The following is a 19,210-nucleotide window of genomic DNA, read 5'->3' on the forward strand; positions in this document are numbered from 1 at the left end:
CAGGGGAGGCTTTGATTTTGTATGTACAAAAATATTCATCGATCACTAGCTCACTAATATTTTATCAGGCGGCGGGTAATTGGCGCACTATTGTTTGCAGAAACACTTAGAAAGTAAATTCCTGCATTCAGGCTATTTGTATTAAACAAGGTACTTTCAATAGTGCCTGGAATGACTGACTGAATAATTTGGGTTTCAATTTTTCTTCCCATCATATCCGTTAACGTAATTGTAACAATGCCTCCTTTCTTATTCGTGTACTCGACCTTAAACCCGTTTGATATTTGGGTCGGATATACGTTTAAGCCAGCAATAGTCTCATCCAGGATATCCTGCATAGCTGTTGAATACTCGATATCAGAAATTACTATTTGAACTGAATCGCTACTGAGGGTTGTTTTAACCTTTAATAATGCTGAATCAGCATTCCAATAAGCCCCTTGCCCTGCCAGCATATATTCAGAATTATTCGAAGCAAGAGTAATCAATTCATCGTTCACAGATACGGACTCAGGACTCTTGACATTATTGTGTACTATAAATTCAATTAAGCATGAATCTGGCTGATCCGTAGATCCTGGGCCCCGATTAGTAACCTTCAGTAAAAGATCAGAGCTGGTAGCTTCAGCATCCAGGTCAATCAAAGTGAATTGATTGCTTTCTAAGTTAGATTTTGTTTTACCGTCATCTTCAAAAATTGTAAACTGTGTTTTGCCTGCATTAGCAGTTGGGTAATAATGAATGGAATAAGCCTCTGGTGTAAAGAAATCGGTAGAGAGTTGAACCTCTGACTTAGGAATAAGTGCTCCAGCCCTGTAGAAATAGGGTATTTCGCCTAATGTCAGTGCAATACTTGCGCTGGTATTTCCTTGATAAACCTTGCCTGTAAAATTGTCAATCCACTCTCCGGCAGGAAAAATTACATCGCGGCTTACAGCGCCTTCTTCTAGCACGGGTGCTACAAGTATATCTTTTCCCCAAAAGAATTGATCGTTTACGCTTTTTGTTAGGGCATTATCGGGTTCGAAATAATTTAACGGCATCATAAGTGGGCGACCCGTAGTTGTATTTAACCATGCCAGCGAATAGTTGTAAGGCAGCATCGAATAGCGTAGCTGGATATAACGGCGACAAATGCTTTTATAAGGTTCGGGGTAATTATTTGGTTCCATGTCGATACCGGTGCCATGGGCGCGCATTACTGGAGAAAAAGCACCAAACTGTATCCATCGGGTATATAATTCCGGATTTTCGCCTCCGCCGGTAAACCCCCCAAGATCGGAATGCATGTAGGCTACCCCGCTTAAACCCATGCCTGTTTGGATAGGCGTTTGAGCATACAGCCCCCTATAACTGCGTTGTATATCGCCCGACCATGGAAAAGTGCTATAACGCTGCATGCCAGCAAAACCTGAACGTATCAGATTAAACAGACGTGTGTCCGGGTAGTTTTGCATCATCTTTCTGTACAGCATTTCGCCCCAAATCAAACTGTAAACATTATGGATATCTTCAGCATTTCCAGTGGAATGAACCATATCCGAAGGATGCAGTTCGGGTTCACCAAGGTCGCTCCAAAATCCGGTTACTCCTTCCTGAATTTTCTGGTTGTACTTTGTCCACAGCCATTCCTGAGCAGCAGGCAGCGTAATGTCTAAAAGTCCAGCATTGCCAGCCCAAAAATTATTTAACTCGTAGCTATTGCCCTGCGGATCCTCTGCCAAGAACCCCATTGCTTCGAGATACGTGAAATTATTAGTAGTGCTAAGAAAATAAGGGTCAAAAATCAAAATTGTCTTAACCCCAAGCGACTGAAAGTCGCTCATCATGGTCTCGGCTTCCGGAAAGCGGGAGCGGTCCCAATCCAGATCACCCATGTCAAAGACACCCCCTTGCCACTGAAGGTCGAGTACAATCGCATCCACCGGGAATTGATCATTTCGCAGGCCATCAATAATATCCCTGGCTTCCGCCTCGGTTTCGTAGCCAAACTTAGATTGAATGAACCCCAATGCCCAGCGCGGAGGAAGAGGTTGTTTCCCGGTAAGGTTTGTGTAATTATCCATAACCCGGTCGAAAGTGCCTCCGGAAATAAAATAATAACTGAGCTCATCATCCTTATAAACAGAATAGTTGAGCAGGTTATTCCCATCCATATCAACCTGCATGTTTCCAGGGTGTTGCTTGTCAAAAAAGAGCCCATAATTTTCAGATGAAACAACAAAAGGAATTCCAATATTCAGGTTTGAGGCTTCGTACTCATAGCCATACCAAGGAGCATTATACATGGCAAGATCGTAACCATTGCGGCTGACTGGTATAGCCCGGCTGCCGCCTCCATAGAAGTTCTCATCAGGTTTTATATTAAATGAAGCAGTGATTATGCCAGAGGAGCTGTTCAAGCTTTCTGATTCTGCTATCAGAACTGTCCCATCAGTCTTTTTAAAAGATATCGTTACAGGGTTCTTTTGAATTTCAACCTCCAGACCAGAAACCGAGAGGCTAAGCGATGATCCATCTTCATCCAGATTGCATGGGATTGCCTGATCGAGCACAACGCTATAGGAAGTATTATGAGCTTGGACGGTGCCGGGCTTAAAACCTATCTTCACAATTTCGGAGGTAGTAAAAGCAACTGAATAAGTATTGCTGGAAGTAGATAGGATTAGGCTAGTGTCGTTAAAGCTATGGCTTACATAATTGTTTTGGGCGAAGGCTGAATGTAGCGTCAAGAATAAGGCTATTAGCCCAAATGTCAGTCGAATGCCAGGGTGTGCTTTCATAAAACTGAAAAAATAAATTCAAATTATACAAACGATTGGATGTTTCTTCTACAACTGAACGATATAAAAGTAAGCGTCTATTTGAATTTATTTTTAAATAGTCCTTTGCAAATAATCATCAACAAAAAACGGGTTACTTAATTAATTCCCTTCAGGCATTTCTAAAAGTTAAAGGCGATATAAAAAAACACGCAGAGCACAAGCCCTGCGTGACATTTTATAATATGGTACTAAATAGTTTAAACAGCTGAATCTACTTTGCTTTTAGCAGCTCCACAATTTTTTTCTCCATCTCCTCTGCCAATTCGGGGTTATCTTGCAGTAACAGCTTTACTGCATCCCTGCCCTGTCCCAGTTTGGTGTCGCCATAACTAAACCACGAACCTGCTTTTTTGATCACATCGTTCTCTACACCCAGGTCAATGATCTCCCCAATTTTCGAGATCCCTTCGCCATACATCATATCGAACTCAGCCTTTTTAAAGGGTGGTGCCAGTTTATTCTTTACAATTTTTACTCTCACACGCGTACCTGTGGCATCCTCACCATCCTTTATCTGCGTAATCTTGCGGATATCCACCCGCATACTGGCATAAAACTTAAGGGCATTACCGCCAGTGGTGGTTTCGGGATTACCAAACATGACACCAATCTTTTCGCGCAGCTGGTTAATGAAAATGCAGGTGGTATTTGTTTTGTTAATGTTGGCCGTAAGTTTGCGCAATGCTTGCGACATAAGTCTTGCCTGAAGCCCCATTTTCGAGTCGCCCATTTCGCCTTCTATCTCAGCTTTAGGGGTAAGGGCTGCCACCGAATCAATTACAATAATGTCAATGGCCCCAGACCGGATCAGATGATCCGTAATCTCTAAGGCCTGCTCGCCATTGTCGGGTTGCGATATGAGCAGGTTTTCGATGTCAACACCCAGTTTTTGGGCATAAAAACGGTCGAAAGCATGTTCGGCATCGATAAATGCAGCAATGCCACCGGCCTTTTGCGCTTCGGCAATGGCATGAAGGGTAAGCGTAGTTTTACCCGACGACTCCGGACCAAAAATTTCTATCACCCTGCCACGAGGGTAGCCCCCTACACCCAAAGCCAGATCAAGTGCAATGGAACCACTGGAAATGGATGGTACATTCTCAACGGCATGATCCCCCATTTTCATAATGGTGCCCTTGCCAAAATCTTTCTCAATTTTTCCAAGGGTTAGCTCAAGGGCTTTCAGTTTTTCTTTACGGATATCGTCGATGCTAATCTCTTTTGCCATAATTGGGTTTATTTAATGTGGTGTATGTACTATTTGATTATATTATAATCGTTATCGATGCGATTAAAATAATCATTTGAATATTTGAGTGCAAGAAAATTTACGAAAAGTTTTATGAAAATTGCATGAATTAACGGAATTGAAATGTGGGCGGATTATCGGAACAAGTGAATGAATCCCTTTTTACTGTAAAAACCAGCCGTGTCGCCTTGCAATGCTTCAATAGTATAAAAATACACTCCGGCACTTAAATCCCTTCCTGAGGCATCCTTGCCATCCCAATAAATAATTGGTGCTTCCTGTTCAAACACTTCAATTCCGGCCCGCGAAAAAAGCGTAAAGGAAAGAACCACGGCAACATTCTCAGGATCGACTACAAAATAATCGGTGGTGCCGGGAGAAAATACGTTGCCTACCTCAAATTCTTCGAATACAGGTAAATCCTTTGAAGTAAGTGACTCGCAAATATAGGTAGACTGTATCATGCGCACCAGCAACTCTACTCTGTAATTACCTGTATCGGGATAGGTATATTGTTCAATGGCATTTTCGGGGTTGGTATAATTGGCAGAATAGGCGATACGCCTTAACGAAGTAGCTCCTTCAAAATGCTCCCAGGCAAAAGTGTAATTGGCGCCATTGTCTGTCATTTCAACAAGTGGATGAAAGGAATAGGTATAATCGGGTTCTTCTTTCTCTTTTACTATACGGAAGTCGGAGTTTAAAGGGCCCAGGGCGTTGATATAACCAGAACGCGCCACAGTGCCTGCGCTGTTGTTGTTTATGGTGAGGCTTACCGAATAACGACGAACATCGTTATAGATAGCGGTGACGGTATCGTAAGCTCCGGCATTAATTACGGTGCCATTGCCAAAATCCCAACTTACTGCAGTAATGGTACTCAGGTCATAGGTGCTGCTATCAATGGCAAAATCAACTTCCAAAGGAATACACCCCTCCGGATTGGTGGATGTGAAATCTGCTTGTGCTTGCAGCAAAAGAGCAATAAATAGTAGAAAAATAATATGAAACGTACGCATTCGCATCATTCGGGCTGAAGCTTTTGATGTAAATATAGAATTTAGTTTCAGCTGTGATTAAATTTTCTGAGTCAACTTTTTAACAACCTTAAATTTATTGAAGAATTCTTTTGCAAAAACCCTGATAATGGTATACAAAGGAATAGCCACCATCATACCCAGCACCCCACCTACACTGCCGGCCACAAGAAGTAAAATAAATATTTCGAGAGGGTGAGCATTTACACTGTTAGAAAATATAAGAGGTTGAGAAACAATGTTATCAATAAGGTGAGCTACAGTAAAAACAACAATCATACCTATCACCAATGATAACAACTCACTATCAAAAGCCAGATGAAGGTTTGCCGAAATGCCCAATAATACACCTATGGCGCTCCCAAGCAAGGGCCCGATATAAGGTATTAAGGTTAACACTGCAGCAATAAGACTTATTAATATACATTGGCTAATCTCCAGGCCCAGCAATGTAAGCCCAATATTTACCATCACAAAAATGCTTAGAATTTGAACAAATATTCCGATAAAATACCGTATCAGAAGTTTTCGCGACGAAATCATGGCATGACGGAAAGAATCCAGATGCTTGTCCGGTACCATCGAAAGGATAGCCTCGGTAAATAGGTTCTCGTCTTTTAAAAAGAAAAAGGTAATAAAGGAAATGGAGAAAAATGCCATAAAGATATTTCCCATGCCCGAAGCCAGTCTCGAAACTGTATCGCTTACAAATGAGGCGTTGAAAACCGTAGCAAGCCGTTCATTCACAAAGTTCTCGATTGTAAACTTATCATGACTATCGAGTGTAAAACGGTCAATAAATCCATCAATCCGGCCTATTGGCTCTTTCAAAGTATTAATCACACTTTGCTGATCGATGGTAGATAAAACATCTACTTCAGTGATAACCAGTGGTATAATAAAGCTGAGAAAACCCACCAGCAAACCATAAATAAAAAATAAAGTTATCAGGGAGCAAAGCCACTTGGGCATACGAATATTTTTATACTGAAGCTGCCTTAATGCATCGACAAGTGGACGTCCAATAAGCGATAATACTGCGGATATGATGATGTAAGAAACAATATGGCTAAAACGCCATAATAAAAATCCAATTAACATAACTCCCAGGCCAATTAATATATACCGTAGGGTTTGATTCATACAGTTTTGAATTAAAACATGCTAAGATAAAGGTTTAGCAGACTGTTAACAAAATCTTGATTAATAATTATCAAAATACAGTGCTTTGAAGTTCTGGCACACTATTTTTGGATCTTTAACCTACTTTTTATACCATCAAATCCATATCTTACCCAATTCAAACAATACGGCGGATGAATATAATTCGGCATCTTGAATTTGATGCACTGCTATTGGATTATGAGGGTACCATCGGATCTATGAATATAAAATTTGACGGATGAAACAATACCTCGACTTACTGGCACATACCCTCGAAAAGGGCCACGAACGAACCGATCGCACCGGCACCGGCACATTGGGTGTTTTTGGTTACCAGATGCGCTTTAATCTGGAAGAAGGCTTTCCGATGGTAACAACGAAAAAACTTCACCTTAAATCGATTATACACGAATTACTTTGGTTTTTAAGCGGCGAAACCAATGTGCGGTATCTGCAGGAAAATGGCGTACGAATCTGGAACGAATGGGCCGACGAAAATGGAAACCTTGGGCCTGTATATGGTTACCAGTGGCGCTCCTGGCCAGCCTCCGAAAACCGGCATATCGACCAGATTTCAGCGGTCATTCAATCCATTAAAGAGAATCCTTCGTCACGCAGACATATAGTGAGTGCATGGAATGTAGGCGAACTGGAAAATATGGCACTTCCACCCTGTCATATTCTCTTTCAGTTTTATGTGCACGACAACAAGCTCTCGCTGCAACTTTACCAGCGAAGTGCCGATATTTTCCTGGGCGTACCTTTTAACATCGCGTCCTATGCAGCTTTGCTGGCAATGGTGGCACAGGTAACAGGCTTAGAACCTTACGAATTTGTGCATACCCTTGGAGATGCCCACATTTACCTGAATCATCTCGAGCAGGTAAAAACCCAGCTTTCACGAACACCCTTTCCTCTTCCCCATTTAAAATTAAATCCCGACGTTAAATCCATCTTCGACTTTGCATTCGACGATTTTATATTAGAGAACTACCAGGCTCACCCGCATATTAAAGGCGATATTTCGGTTTAAAACAAGCACTCACCTCATGGCAAAAACACTTTCAATTATAGTTGCAGTAGCCCTCGACAATGGCATTGGCAACAAAAATCAGCTGCTGGCACATCTGCCCGACGACCTGCGCCATTTTAGGTCCATTACTCAGGGACATCCGGTAATTATGGGCCGAAACACCTGGTTTTCTCTACCAAAACGCCCGCTACCAAACCGACAAAACATTGTAATTACCAACATTGAAGACGAAACTTTCGAAGGTGCCGACACAGTGTATTCCATTGACCAAGCCATTGAAAAATGCCCCGACAACAGCGAAAGTTTTGTCATCGGTGGTGCCATGATCTACCGCCAGTTTTTTGATATAGCAGATAAATTGTACATCACCCGTATTCTTAAAACCTTCGAAGCAGACACCTTTTTTCCTGCAATTTCGAACGATATGTGGGAAACAGAATGGCAAAGTGAAATTTTTTCTGACGAAAAAAGCGGATTAAAATTTCAATATGTTAATTTTAAGAAACGTTAACGCTTAAACTTATTTCGCTTATGAAAAAATTTCTTGCCACCGTGTTTGCTCTTTCCCTTTTTGCAGGCGTGTTTGCCCAGGAAGAAGCCATTAAAGGAGAATGGTATAACACCGAAAAAACCTCGAAAATTAAAATTTTCAAAGCCACCAATGGAAAATACTATGGAAAAATTGTCTGGCTGGAGGAACCTGAAAAAAAAGACATCCATAATCCGGATGCCTCAAAACATTCCGACCCGCTAATGGGCTTATTGCTGCTAAAAGATTTTGCCTACGATGCAACTAAAAAACAATGGACAGGTGGCACCATCTACGATCCGGGCAATGGTAAAACTTACGATTGTTTTATCTGGTTTACCGAAGGTGTCGACAATGTATTGAACGTAAAAGGTTTTGTGATGGGTATGAAGTTTGCCGGCCGCCAGGTTGAATGGACCCGCACCGAATAGATAAATATTGAAATTTCTGAAACTCCCCGGGCAATTTGTTCGGGGAGTTTTTTTTTTAAAATACCGACAATCCTGTTTTTGTAGTAAGCAACTCCAGGGCCTTCATGCCCATCACCGAATTGCCTTTTTGATTGAGTCGTGGACTCCAGACAGCAACACTAAAGCGTTGAGGATAGATGGCCACAATGCCGCCTCCTACTCCGCTTTTCCCAGGTAAACCAACCCGAAAAGAGAATTCGCCCGACTCATCGTAAAAACCACAGGTAAGCATCACTGCATTGAGCCGTTTTACGCCGCTATGGGTTAGGGAATAGCCTGCATAATCGAAACTTTTTGAGTGGTCGGCATAAGCAAGCATGGCAGTGGCCAGATCGTAACACGACATCATGATGGAACATTGAAAGAAATAAAAATCCAGTACCTGGTTTACATCGTTTTTTATATTTCCATACGACTTGAGCATGTATGCCAGGGATGCATTGAGCGAACCTGTGTTTCGCTCGGAAATATACACGTCGATATTTATGTCAATGGCAGGGTTCTTTGCCAAAGTGCGGATAAACTCCAACAAATCGGCTTTGGGGCTTTTCAGGTGCGATAAAAGCACATCGGCCACCACCAGGGCACCTGCATTGATAAAGGGGTTACGGGGAATTCCTTTTTCGTATTCGAGCTGAACGATTGAATTAAAAGCTGTACCAGAGGGCTCCACACCCACCCGCGACCACAGACTATCTCCGGCAAGAGAAAGAGCCATTGAAAGTCCGAATACTTTAGAGATACTCTGTATCGAAAATGCTTCTTGATACAGGCCTGAGTAAAAATCCTTTCCCTCCAGAGTAATGAGCGATATGCCAAACTTTTCGGGCGGCACTTTGGCCAGTTCGGGTATATAATCTGCCACCTTACCTATTTTCTGCAAAGGAGCTATTTCGAGGCAAAGCTCTTCAATAATTTGTTGATAATCCATGCTCAGAGGCTTAATAACAGTCCAATATACTTCTTTCGGCAAGATTAAAAAATAGACATTATCAGCCCTTAATTATTTCAGTTTACACCGACCTTTTTTACGAGCCATCCCGATGTACATCTGGACTCGAAAACCTCTGAACCGACCAAAGGGTGCTCAGCGAACCGAACGAAGTGAGTTCACGACCACAGGGAGTAACAAAGCTAAACCCGCATGCACTATACTATGTGTTGGCAACTGGACTTATTTAATCGTTTCAATAAATTGTTTAGCTGTCATTATCGGCAATTTTGAATTTTTAAAATCCCTAAGGTTTCTAGTAATAATCAATTCTTGCTCGTCTTCAATTGCTGTAAAGTATTGAAGTCCATCCTCAAAATCCGAAAAAGTCTCGTCGTTTAAAGCCAATCCAATAATCTTATCATCTAATGGCAAGACTTTAAGAATCAACCTAAGCTTTCTTAAAACCGATTTCGCTTTATTCGAATCCATTTGTCTCAACAAGGCATAACTAGTATTTGCAATAGTTAAAGATGAAACTGATAATTCGACTTGCTTTTTATCAGCTAGAGAAAATAATTCTGCTGTTTCTTCAAAAAAGGGTTCCCTCCGTGATAATAAATCAATCACAATATTTGTATCAACGAATAGTTTTTTCATTTATACTTTTTTTCTAAATAATCACGATATTCTTTTTTGTAATCAAAGTCAGCAGGCAAATCAATCACGCCGCTCAAGCTCTTAATTAGAGGAGTAATTGAAATCCTTTTCTCTTCTTCTTTTTGTTTAGTAATGCTGTCAAGGTAAGATTCAATCATCTTAGAAAGACTAATCTTATGACTGCGCGCATAAATTTTAGCTCTTTCGATAACATTATCATTTAGTCTCAATGTTAATTTAGTTTCCATAATCTTTAAAATAAATTACGTACAAATATAATTTATCAATACGTCAATTGCAAGATTTTCGTTCTCATGGCTTGTTGCTAGCGGTTGATGGTAGGGTGTCGTACGGGATTTCGTAGCTGCTTTCATATCAGTTTACACCGACTTTTTTTACGAGCTACAACCGACGACGAAGGAGGAGCTCAGCGCAGCTAAACCTTCGCAAACCCCCCGCTGACGCGTGCCCAATGTCGTTAAGTTAAGAAAAGTTACCGTCATCGAGGAACGAAGCAATCTCATTATTCAGAAGATTGCTTCACATTATTCGCCTCCGCTGGCGCGGGTCGGTGACCCGTGCTTTACTGTGCAACAGCAATAGTTTGCCTATGGCAAGGCACCGATTGCAAATCGGCGCCAGAGGTTTTTTTCATTTTAACCGGACAGTAGTGTTATTAAATGATAATTATGAAATAAACAGGCTAAGATTAGCGAAAAATTAAGCGTTGATAATCTATGGTTTTGATTCCATCGATTGCACTATTTCACTATTGCACGTTTTGGATAAACATTTCTTTTATTTTTTGGTTAGTGTGCTAAACCAAACAGTGTGGAAAATGAAAAGAGTGAGTTTTTTTCTTTTAAGTATAATCATTGCAACCCAATTTACTATGGCACAAGAAAATACTGAGTATTACTTTACAAAAAAGATTCAGGGTAGTTATGAGCAGGTTTTTCAACAGCTCGAAGCAAGTGTTAAGGCAAACGGCTTTGGAATCATCGACCAGATGGACATGCAGGCCAAGCTCAAAGAAAAGCTTGGCAGTGAGGTTATCGATACCTACATGATACTTGGAGTTTGCAACCCCAATTTAGCCTTCAAAGCTATACAAGCCGAACCGAATATTGGTGTTTTTCTTCCTTGCAAAATTGTTATCAGAAGAATCAACACCCACGAATTTGAAGTAGCAGCCATCAACCCTGCCCTCATGATGGGTGCCCTGAACAACGAGAAACTAAACCCGGTAGCCAATGAGGTAGCCCAGAGTCTTAAGGCAATTATTGAAAATTTATAGATTAACCAACAAACGCTTGTATAAAATTAGACATTGCATTAACTTTAGTAATATCAGCCATTTGACCCACTTGATATTTTATTGCCTGAGGGGGTATGGCTTAAATGTATAAAATGGTTTCTTGGCAAAAATCGCAACAACTCTCAGCTAAAATGGATTCGAAAAAAGCACTTCATATCAACCAATCGACAGCAAAGATTTTTGCTGCTCTAAAGCTTGATATCGAATCTGTTCTTGTGAAGTCAGATGATGAAGCATATAATTCTATTCTAAGCAAAGTAGCCCAGCTTGAAGAAGTTTGCAAAACTATTTTTTCTGAATCCAAATCTGCCGATGACCTCCAAAAATTGCTAAAGACGATTGCCGACCTGGAGAATGCGCAAATAAACCTTCGTGCACAGATCGATAATACTTTGTTTCGTATCTGGTCTGTCGACGAAAACTACCAGGTGCTCACAATCAATAAAAATTTTGCGCAGGATTTCAAAAATGCTTTTGGTGTGCATCTTAAAGAAGGTGTTAGTATTATAATAAGTTTACCGGAGCCATTAAAATCGATTTGGAAAGAACGTTACGACAGAGCCCTGAAAGGGGAACAATTTTCAATTATCGATCACTTTACCATCCGCAACATTCCTTCTTACCTGGAGACTTCCTTTACCCCTATTTGTCTCAACAAAAAGGTTATTGGTGTTTCATGCTTTTCGCGCGATATTACCAAACAAAAAGAAACTGAACTTCAGTTTAAGTCTCTGGCCGAATTATCGCCCAACCCCATTTCGATTATGAATGGCGAAGGATTTCTTTTTGTCAACCAGGCCTGGACCGAATTATCAGGTTACTCCGAAGAAGAAGCCCTCAAAGGAAACATGAACCTGCTTTTACCACCCAAACTTGCCGAGGAGTTTGGAAATGGAGCAAAGGAATTTTTAGCGGCAAAAAAAACCAATATTCACAAAACTTATCAGTTCTTCAATAAAGCTGGAGGCGAGATTTGGGTTAACGTAGCTTCAACCTGCATCGACTTTAATCATCAGCCGGCCATTCTTTCGGTTTCGACCGATGTGACAGAATTGGTCAAGCTTCAGCTCGAATTAAATAAAAGTAAGGCAAACCTCCTTGGCATCATCGAAAACACCCGGGCACGTATCTGGTCCATCGACAACAATTTATGCATTGTGGCTTTAAACTCAAATTTCAGAAATGATTTTAAAACCGCTTTTAAGGTGAATCTTGAACCTGGCACCTCAGCCCTGGAAGGCGTACCGGAGCCTCTCTATTCTACTTGGAAAGAGCGATACGAAAAAGTATTAAGGGGCGAGACCATTCAGTTTATCGAAGAATTCCACTTCGAGGGTGTTCCTCAGTTTGTGGAGGTAGCCTTAAGTCCGATCTGGTACACTCAGGAATTAATGGGAGCCTCATGCTATTCGCGCGATATTTCGGAACAAAAAAATGCTGAAATAGCGCTTCGCCATAGCGAGCAACGCTATAAGTCGCTCATCGAAAATCTCCCCAGCACAGCCTACCGATGCGCTTTCGACGAAAAATTCACCATGGAATTTATTAGCGACGAGATAGAAGTATTAACCGGTTATCCGGCATCCGATTTCCTGCAAAACCACAAGCGAACATTCTCCAGCATCATTCATCGCGAAGATTACCAAAAAGTTGTATCTGCCATAGAGCAGGCCATTAAAAGAAAAACCAGCTACCGCATCGAATACCGTATCATTGATAAAGACGGCATTGTAAAATGGGTACATGAGCGTGGACGGGGAATGGTCAATGAGCAAGGTGAGGTCCTACACCTCGATGGTGTAATTAACGACATAACAGCCCGTAAACAAGCCGAAGCCGACCTCAGGGAAAGCGAACAGGAATACCGTTCAATCTTTAACTCCATGAGTGACCTTTTTGTGCGCACCGACCTGAAAGGGAACATTATCATCGTATCGCCTTCTGTAGCAGATATTTTAGGTTATCTGCCCGAAGAAATTGTAGGTACCCCTATAACTGAATTGTATCAGCAGGCAAATGACAGGCATATCTTAGTGGAAAAACTGATGAAAAATGATGTTGTACGCGAATTCGAAACAACATTTATCTCTAAAACAGGTGAAGAAAGAGTTGCCTCCATTAATGCCAAAATTTTAAAAAACGAACAAGGTGAAGCCATTGGCTTAGAAGGCATTGCACGCGACATTACCTACCGTAAAATGGCCCAGAGGGCACTTGAAGACCGCACCCGCGAGTTGGATTCCATTTTCGAAAACACCCCGGTTATTCTTATCCTTATCGACACCAATGGCAATGTGCTAAATATCAACAAAGCCGGCACTAAGACCCAGGGCTATGACAAAACCCATTTCACACGCTTATTGGCAGGAGAAGCTGTAAAATGCATCAACACACTGCGCTCGAAAACCCATTGCGGAAAAGGCGAAATGTGCAGTCAGTGCCTCATTCGCAAAACCATTCTTAAAACCATCGAAACCCGGCAAAATCAGGATCAGGTAGAAGGTATTATAAGCATTCCCTTTCACAATCAGCTCTACGAAAGAAGTTACCTTATTTCTACCACCTACCTCGAAACTGAAAGCACTAAAAGGGTGCTTATCAGCCTCGATGATATTACTGAAATGCGCAAGGCTGAAGAAGAAATTCGCCAACTCTCAGCTGCTGTGAACCAAAGCACTGCCACCATTGTGATTACGAATAAAGCAGGAGATATTGAATACGTGAATCCTCAGTTCGAAAAAACAACCGGATACAAAGCAGCTGAAGTAATCGGGAAAAATCCCCGTGTGCTCAAATCAAATTATACTGCGCCTAATGCCTATCATGATCTTTGGGAAACCATTCTGATGGGAGAAACCTGGCAGGGCGAGTTTTTAAATGTAAAAAAGAATAAGACCGAATACTGGGAAAATGCCATTATTTCACCTATTACCAACTCAGCAGGAGAAATCACCCACTTTGTAGCCATTAAAGAGGACATTACGGAGCGAAAACGGATTCAGCAGGAATTGGTGAAATCGGAACAGGAGTTACGCGAAATGAACGATGAAAAATCGCGTTACCTGTCGATACTTGCCCACGATTTAAGAGGTCTGGTAGGTAGCTTTCACGCTTATTCGAATTTGTTGCAAACCCATTTCGACGAGTTTTCGGAGGAGGATCTCAGAGAACAGATAACTTTGCTCACAAAGGCATCAGGCGATTCACTGTCCTTACTCGACAATCTTCTTGCCTGGGGTAAATCTACCCAGGGCCGGTTGATTCTTGACTATGAGAAAATCAACCTTAGGGAGCAAACATCCCTGGTTACCAATTTACTTACTGAACTTGCCAGCAACAAAAAATTACAACTGCTCAATACTACACCTAATAGCCTCATTGTTAATACAGACGCAAACATTTTACAAACCATTTTGCGTAACCTTATTAACAATGCGATAAAATTTACCCCCGAAGGTGGCACCATAACCGTTTCTGCCGAAAAACTGACCGACAATAGCATTGAAGTTTCGGTAAGCGATACAGGCATTGGCATGGCGGCTGAAATCCTCCAGAAACTCTTTAAACTGGGCGAAAAAGTAGTGCGCGAAGGCACAAACCATGAACAGGGAACAGGTCTTGGTCTGATTATATGCAAAGAAATGATAAAAAGACTTGGAGGATCCATTCAGGTAGAAAGCACTGTTGGCAAAGGCACACGTTTTTACTTCAACCTGCCAGCCAGATGACAATAGCTCTGCATTAATGATTTTACTTTTAACCTGCTAATTTCTTCAGATTGACTTATTGCTTAACGGGCATTTATTTCTGCAATTTTTAGTATCACCTCTACCGCCTTTTGCATCGATTTAACCGGAACAAATTCGAAGCGGCTATGAAAATTATGCCCCCCGGCAAAAATATTCGGGCAAGGTAAGCCCATGTACGACAAACGCGAGCCATCGGTACCGCCCCTGATGGGTTTAATGTCGGGCAAAACACCTGCTTCTTTCATGGCGCTTTGTGCCAGCTGCACAATGTGCATAACCGGTTCAATCTTTTCGCGCATGTTATAATACTGGTCAACCAATATCAGCTTCACGGTTCCTGAACCATACTTCAGATTGATATGGTCGACCACCTTGATTAATAAGTCTTTTTTCTGATCGAATTTTTGTTTGTCGTGGTCACGTATAATAAAGCTCATTTTCGAATAATCTACCGTGCCCGAAAATTCTACCAGATGGTAAAAACCTTCGTATCCGTCGGTGTACTCAGGACGCTCGTTAAAAGGAAGCATTTGGTTCAGCTCCATTGCAATGCGCATTGAGTTTTTCATCTTGTTTTTCGCCGTTCCGGGATGCACATTAAGCCCCTGAATGGTTACTTTGGCACTGGCAGCGTTGAAGTTCTCAAACTCAAGCTCACCAATGGGCCCACCATCGAGGGTATAGGCAAAATCGGCACCGAATTTTTTTACATCAAACTTATCGGCCCCTCTTCCGACTTCTTCATCTGGGGTAAAACCTACCCTTATTTTCCCATGCTTGATATCCGGATTTTTTATGAGTAATTCCATGGCTGTTACTATTTCGGCTATACCCGCCTTATCGTCTGCCCCTAAAAGAGTAGTGCCATCGGTGCAAATAATTTCATGATTAAGGTACCTGGCCAATTGCGGAAAATCGTTGGCATTCAGAAAAATCTTTTCCTTTTTATTCAGTTCAATGGGCTTTCCCACGTATTTTACTACCTGTGGGTTGACATTTTTTGCAGTAAAATCCGGACTGGTATCGACATGGGAAATAAAACCTATGGTGGGGACTACCTTATCTGTATTGGCTGGAAGAGTGGCCATGAGGTAGCCGTTCGAATCTAGTTCAACATCCTGCATACCAATACTTTTCAGCTCTTCTGCCAACATCTGTTGAAACTCCATTTGCGAGGGAGTACTCGGATAAGTCTTGTTCTCTTCGTTCGAAGTGGTTTCTATTTTTACATATTTAAGAAAGCGTTCAACCAGGTTTTCCATATCTTAGTTATTGATTTCTTTTTGACGGTGGAAAATACAAATTAATTTAATACCTGCCATGATATGATTGGTATTCTGAGCAATTCTTTCGATCCCACTTTCAACCTTGCCACCGAAGAATATTTGTTAAAGAATCGTACCGACGATTTTTTTCTCCTTTGGCGCTCTGAACCTACAGTGATTGTCGGTAAACACCAGAATGCACTTGCCGAGATCAATTATACCTATTTACGCGAAAGAGGTATTCAACTTGCACGACGGCTCACAGGGGGTGGCACTGTGGTGCACGATTTACAAAACCTGAACTTCACTTACATCTGCAATACCCAGGAGGGTAAGCACATCGACTTTAAACGATACATCGAGCCAATTATCGGCTTCCTTAAAAGTCTGGGGCTTGATGCCCACATCGGAAAAACCAACGATATCAGACTGGGCGAATTAAAAATATCGGGCAATGCCGAACATGTGTATAAAAACAGAACCCTGCATCATGGCACATTACTTTTTAATTCCGACCTGAACCAGCTTCGCAGGGCAATTCAAACAAGTCCGGGTCGCTATACCGACAAGGCTGTGCAATCGAACCGGGCCAGCGTAACCAATATCGCAATGCATCTTAAAAACAAAATAAGTGTGGAAGATTTTACCTCTTCACTCTTTAAATACCTTTCCGAATTGCATCAGGCTCAAACTGGCTCCTTAGCCCAGGATGATATTCGAATCATTACAAAACTTGCACAGGAAAAATACCGGAGTCCTCATTGGATTTGGTCCTATTCACCCAAATATACCTTTCAGCATTCTCTTGATTTAAACGGTACAATTTGGAATATAAACCTTTTGGTCGAATCCGGAATTATTTCCGCATCGGGCATAGAAAACCATATTTTAGATAGCCATTGGCATGGAATTCTAAATGGATGTTTGCACCGTTACGAAGAGCTTGATCAGAAATTGTCGGAATATTTTGAACTAAAAGAAGTCTTTGGTTCCAAATGGAATCAATTCGTAGAAGCCTTTTTCTGATTGGTTTCTTATTCACATAACCTTGTTCGGAAACACAAAAAGGCAAAAGAAAATGATTGTTTCTAATTAAATACACCGACAAACATTTTTATCATATCGTGGTTAATGGGTAAACACTATTTTTGCAGCTAAGTAAAAGAGAAAATAATATCCATGACAATTCGGTTGAGTGTGATAGAACCTAATTTTATTCTTGGATGTTTTCTCTGATCTAAAAAATTAAATTTTATACAAATGAAAGTTGGGGACGAAACCATACACCGCCTGCCACGCTGGATGAAGGTACCATTGCCAAAAGGGCAAAATTATTCAAGGGTAAAAAATCTGGTGGCAAACCAGAAGCTCAATACCATCTGCGTGAGCGGAAACTGCCCAAACAAAGGCGAATGCTGGAGTGCCGGCACAGCCACCTTTATGATATTGGGCGAAAAATGCACCCGCAATTGCAAGTTTTGCCAGGTGCATACTCAAAAACCCGATGCGGTAGACCTTGAAGAACCCAGGCGGTTGGCAGAAACTATCAGGAGTCTGGCACTTAAACATGTAGTGATAACCTCTGTGGCCCGCGATGAGCTGCACGATGGTGGCGCTGCCTTCTGGGCCGAATGCATACGCACTGTGAAATCCCTGAACCCAACTACGACCATGGAGGTGTTAATACCCGACTTCCGCAGAGGAAATGGGGCCAACGACCTGATTATTCAAGAGAGGCCTGAAGTGATTTCGCACAACCTCGAAACAGTGGAACGCTTAACTCCCGAAGTACGCTCCATGGCTCGCTACGAACACAGTCTTGAACTGCTCCGGTATATAGCGGCATCTGGATTGGTAGCGAAAACGGGTATCATGCTCGGACTTGGCGAGACCTATGATGAGGTAATAACCACCATGGGCGATGCACGGGCTGCAGGAGTGCATGTTTTCACACTTGGACAGTACCTCAGACCATCGCCGCAGCATTATCCGGTGAAAGAATATGTGAATCCGGAAGTCTTTCTTAGGTTAAAAGACGAAGGTTTGTCAATGGGCTTTTCGCACGTAGAAAGTGGGCCCCAAGTGCGTTCTTCGTACCATGCCGAGAGACATGTCACTATCTGATGTCTTAATCTCCGTAAACCTAAAAGAACATGAACTATACCGCACAATACCTCGATTTTGGACTTATCGAATACAAAGAAGCCTGGAACAGGCAGGAGGTGTTGAACCAGCAAATAAGAGACCATAAAGATGCACAGACTAACGAACCGGGAAAACTTATTTTCTGCGAACATCCGCATGTGTTCACCATGGGAAAAAGTGGCCAGCAAAATAACCTGCTCATCAATGACGAATTTCTCAAACGAATCGATGCAAGCTATTACCAGAGTAACCGGGGAGGCGATATTACTTACCATGGTCCCGGCCAGATTGTGGGATACCCCATTTTCGACCTCGAAGCTTTGAATATGGGTGTGAAAGAATACATTCATAAATTGGAACAAGCCATCATCAATACTCTCGCTCAATACTCTATTGTTGCAACCCAGCTCGAAGGTGCTACTGGTGTTTGGTTAGAAACAGCTACCCCCAGGGTAAGAAAAATCTGTGCCATCGGTGTAAAGATTAGCAAAGCCGTTACCATGCATGGTTTTGCCCTTAATGTAAATACCAACCTAAACTATTTCAGCTACATTAACCCTTGTGGCTTTATCGATAAAGGAGTTACTTCCATGGAGAAAGAAATTGGCAAAAAGCCCGATTTCGAAGAAGTAAAGCAAAGGCTAAAAGAAGAAATCGTAAAAGTGTTTCATCTCTCCATGCAGAACTAGGCTTCGTGCACAACATCCTACAACCTTTGTAAAGCATTGTCTTGCATACAAGCTGTAAACCACAGTAAAGGTGAAAAAACACATGCAAAGTTTTTAACACAGCCCAAATAAAATTACCTTCCTGGCTGTAATTTTTATACTTTTGT

Annotated in this window: 16 protein-coding genes; 8 read left to right on the plus strand and 8 right to left on the minus strand. The window is 41.8% G+C overall.

Annotated features, from left to right (window positions below; genetic code table 11):
- Window positions 1–53: 53 nt before the first annotated feature.
- From IPM71_05470 to IPM71_05485, 4 genes are all read right to left on the minus strand, one after another.
- Window positions 54–2,783 (minus strand): DUF4968 domain-containing protein, encoded by a 2,730-nt coding sequence (locus IPM71_05470; protein ID QQS52184.1) that lies wholly within the window; start codon window positions 2,781–2,783, stop codon window positions 54–56.
- Between the two features lie 253 nt (window positions 2,784–3,036).
- Complete coding sequence (gene recA, locus IPM71_05475; GenBank protein ID QQS52185.1) at window positions 3,037–4,053, minus strand: recombinase RecA; 1,017 nt, start codon at window positions 4,051–4,053, stop codon at window positions 3,037–3,039.
- A 155-nt stretch (window positions 4,054–4,208) separates the two neighbouring features.
- The gene (locus IPM71_05480) at window positions 4,209–5,102 is read right to left on the minus strand and encodes a gliding motility-associated C-terminal domain-containing protein (GenBank protein QQS52186.1); all 894 of its coding nucleotides are present in this window, start codon (window positions 5,100–5,102) and stop codon (window positions 4,209–4,211) included.
- Window positions 5,103–5,150: 48 nt separating this feature from the next.
- Window positions 5,151–6,254: an AI-2E family transporter gene (locus IPM71_05485; GenBank protein QQS52187.1), complete on the minus strand. Its 1,104-nt coding sequence runs from the start codon at window positions 6,252–6,254 to the stop codon at window positions 5,151–5,153.
- 259 nt (window positions 6,255–6,513) lie between these two features.
- Here IPM71_05485 and IPM71_05490 point away from each other — a divergent pair, with 259 nt between their 5' ends.
- Genes IPM71_05490 through IPM71_05500 form a run of 3 tightly spaced genes read left to right on the plus strand, consistent with a single transcriptional unit; the run spans window position 6,514 to window position 8,268 of the window.
- Window positions 6,514–7,308, plus strand: a complete 795-nt coding sequence (locus tag IPM71_05490) for a thymidylate synthase (GenBank protein QQS52188.1) — start codon at window positions 6,514–6,516, stop codon at window positions 7,306–7,308.
- A 16-nt stretch (window positions 7,309–7,324) separates the two neighbouring features.
- Window positions 7,325–7,819, plus strand: a complete 495-nt coding sequence (locus IPM71_05495) for a dihydrofolate reductase (protein QQS52189.1) — start codon at window positions 7,325–7,327, stop codon at window positions 7,817–7,819.
- 20 nt (window positions 7,820–7,839) lie between these two features.
- Window positions 7,840–8,268: a DUF2147 domain-containing protein gene (locus IPM71_05500; GenBank protein ID QQS52190.1), complete on the plus strand. Its 429-nt coding sequence runs from the start codon at window positions 7,840–7,842 to the stop codon at window positions 8,266–8,268.
- Between the two features lie 55 nt (window positions 8,269–8,323).
- On the opposite strand, the gene IPM71_05505 is transcribed toward IPM71_05500, so the two are convergent.
- The 3 genes from IPM71_05505 to IPM71_05515 all read right to left on the minus strand — a co-directional run bounded on the left by IPM71_05505 (window position 8,324) and on the right by IPM71_05515 (window position 10,146).
- Window positions 8,324–9,238, minus strand: coding sequence for a glutaminase (locus IPM71_05505; GenBank protein ID QQS52191.1), 915 nt, complete (start codon window positions 9,236–9,238; stop codon window positions 8,324–8,326).
- Between the two features lie 243 nt (window positions 9,239–9,481).
- Entirely contained in the window at window positions 9,482–9,898 is a 417-nt protein-coding gene (locus IPM71_05510; GenBank protein QQS52192.1) for a PIN domain-containing protein, read from the minus strand.
- Complete coding sequence (locus IPM71_05515) at window positions 9,895–10,146, minus strand: hypothetical protein (protein QQS52193.1); 252 nt, start codon at window positions 10,144–10,146, stop codon at window positions 9,895–9,897. Before IPM71_05515 ends, IPM71_05510 begins: the two co-directional genes overlap by 4 nt.
- Before the next feature lie 644 nt (window positions 10,147–10,790).
- Between IPM71_05515 and IPM71_05520 the strand changes: the two genes are divergently transcribed.
- Window positions 10,791–11,195, plus strand: a complete 405-nt coding sequence (locus IPM71_05520; GenBank protein ID QQS52194.1) for a DUF302 domain-containing protein — start codon at window positions 10,791–10,793, stop codon at window positions 11,193–11,195.
- A 152-nt stretch (window positions 11,196–11,347) separates the two neighbouring features.
- Window positions 11,348–14,944, plus strand: a complete 3,597-nt coding sequence (locus tag IPM71_05525) for a PAS domain S-box protein (protein QQS52195.1) — start codon at window positions 11,348–11,350, stop codon at window positions 14,942–14,944.
- A gap of 62 nt (window positions 14,945–15,006) precedes the next feature.
- On the opposite strand, the gene pepT is transcribed toward IPM71_05525, so the two are convergent.
- On the minus strand, window positions 15,007–16,227 hold the full coding sequence (gene pepT, locus IPM71_05530) for a peptidase T (GenBank protein QQS52196.1): 1,221 nt from the start codon (window positions 16,225–16,227) through the stop codon (window positions 15,007–15,009).
- A gap of 63 nt (window positions 16,228–16,290) precedes the next feature.
- Between pepT and IPM71_05535 the strand changes: the two genes are divergently transcribed.
- The 3 genes from IPM71_05535 to lipB all read left to right on the plus strand — a co-directional run bounded on the left by IPM71_05535 (window position 16,291) and on the right by lipB (window position 19,064).
- Complete coding sequence (locus IPM71_05535) at window positions 16,291–17,256, plus strand: lipoate--protein ligase (protein ID QQS52197.1); 966 nt, start codon at window positions 16,291–16,293, stop codon at window positions 17,254–17,256.
- A 234-nt stretch (window positions 17,257–17,490) separates the two neighbouring features.
- Window positions 17,491–18,354 carry a lipoyl synthase gene (gene lipA, locus IPM71_05540; protein QQS52198.1) on the plus strand — a complete coding sequence of 288 codons (864 nt, stop codon included), beginning with the start codon at window positions 17,491–17,493 and terminating at the stop codon, window positions 18,352–18,354.
- 29 nt (window positions 18,355–18,383) lie between these two features.
- Window positions 18,384–19,064 (plus strand): lipoyl(octanoyl) transferase LipB, encoded by a 681-nt coding sequence (gene lipB, locus IPM71_05545; protein ID QQS52199.1) that lies wholly within the window; start codon window positions 18,384–18,386, stop codon window positions 19,062–19,064.
- Window positions 19,065–19,210: the final 146 nt, after the last annotated feature.

This window comes from Bacteroidota bacterium, from assembly GCA_016699695.1.
In the GTDB taxonomy this organism is placed as follows: domain Bacteria; phylum Bacteroidota; class Bacteroidia; order Bacteroidales; family UBA10428; genus UBA10428.

Bases quoted from the DNA above. Each gene is read 5' to 3' on its own strand.
- IPM71_05470 (QQS52184.1), bottom strand. From the start codon at position 2,783: ATGAAAGCACACCCTGGCATTCGACTGACATTTGGGCTAATAGCCTTA.
- recA (QQS52185.1), bottom strand. From the start codon at position 4,053: ATGGCAAAAGAGATTAGCATCGACGATATCCGTAAAGAAAAACTGAAA.
- IPM71_05480 (QQS52186.1), bottom strand. From the start codon at position 5,102: ATGATGCGAATGCGTACGTTTCATATTATTTTTCTACTATTTATTGCT.
- IPM71_05485 (QQS52187.1), bottom strand. From the start codon at position 6,254: ATGAATCAAACCCTACGGTATATATTAATTGGCCTGGGAGTTATGTTA.
- IPM71_05490 (QQS52188.1), top strand. From the start codon at position 6,514: ATGAAACAATACCTCGACTTACTGGCACATACCCTCGAAAAGGGCCAC.
- IPM71_05495 (QQS52189.1), top strand. From the start codon at position 7,325: ATGGCAAAAACACTTTCAATTATAGTTGCAGTAGCCCTCGACAATGGC.
- IPM71_05500 (QQS52190.1), top strand. From the start codon at position 7,840: ATGAAAAAATTTCTTGCCACCGTGTTTGCTCTTTCCCTTTTTGCAGGC.
- IPM71_05505 (QQS52191.1), bottom strand. From the start codon at position 9,238: ATGGATTATCAACAAATTATTGAAGAGCTTTGCCTCGAAATAGCTCCT.
- IPM71_05510 (QQS52192.1), bottom strand. From the start codon at position 9,898: ATGAAAAAACTATTCGTTGATACAAATATTGTGATTGATTTATTATCA.
- IPM71_05515 (QQS52193.1), bottom strand. From the start codon at position 10,146: ATGGAAACTAAATTAACATTGAGACTAAATGATAATGTTATCGAAAGA.
- IPM71_05520 (QQS52194.1), top strand. From the start codon at position 10,791: ATGGCACAAGAAAATACTGAGTATTACTTTACAAAAAAGATTCAGGGT.
- IPM71_05525 (QQS52195.1), top strand. From the start codon at position 11,348: ATGGATTCGAAAAAAGCACTTCATATCAACCAATCGACAGCAAAGATT.
- pepT (QQS52196.1), bottom strand. From the start codon at position 16,227: ATGGAAAACCTGGTTGAACGCTTTCTTAAATATGTAAAAATAGAAACC.
- IPM71_05535 (QQS52197.1), top strand. From the start codon at position 16,291: ATGATTGGTATTCTGAGCAATTCTTTCGATCCCACTTTCAACCTTGCC.
- lipA (QQS52198.1), top strand. From the start codon at position 17,491: ATGAAAGTTGGGGACGAAACCATACACCGCCTGCCACGCTGGATGAAG.
- lipB (QQS52199.1), top strand. From the start codon at position 18,384: ATGAACTATACCGCACAATACCTCGATTTTGGACTTATCGAATACAAA.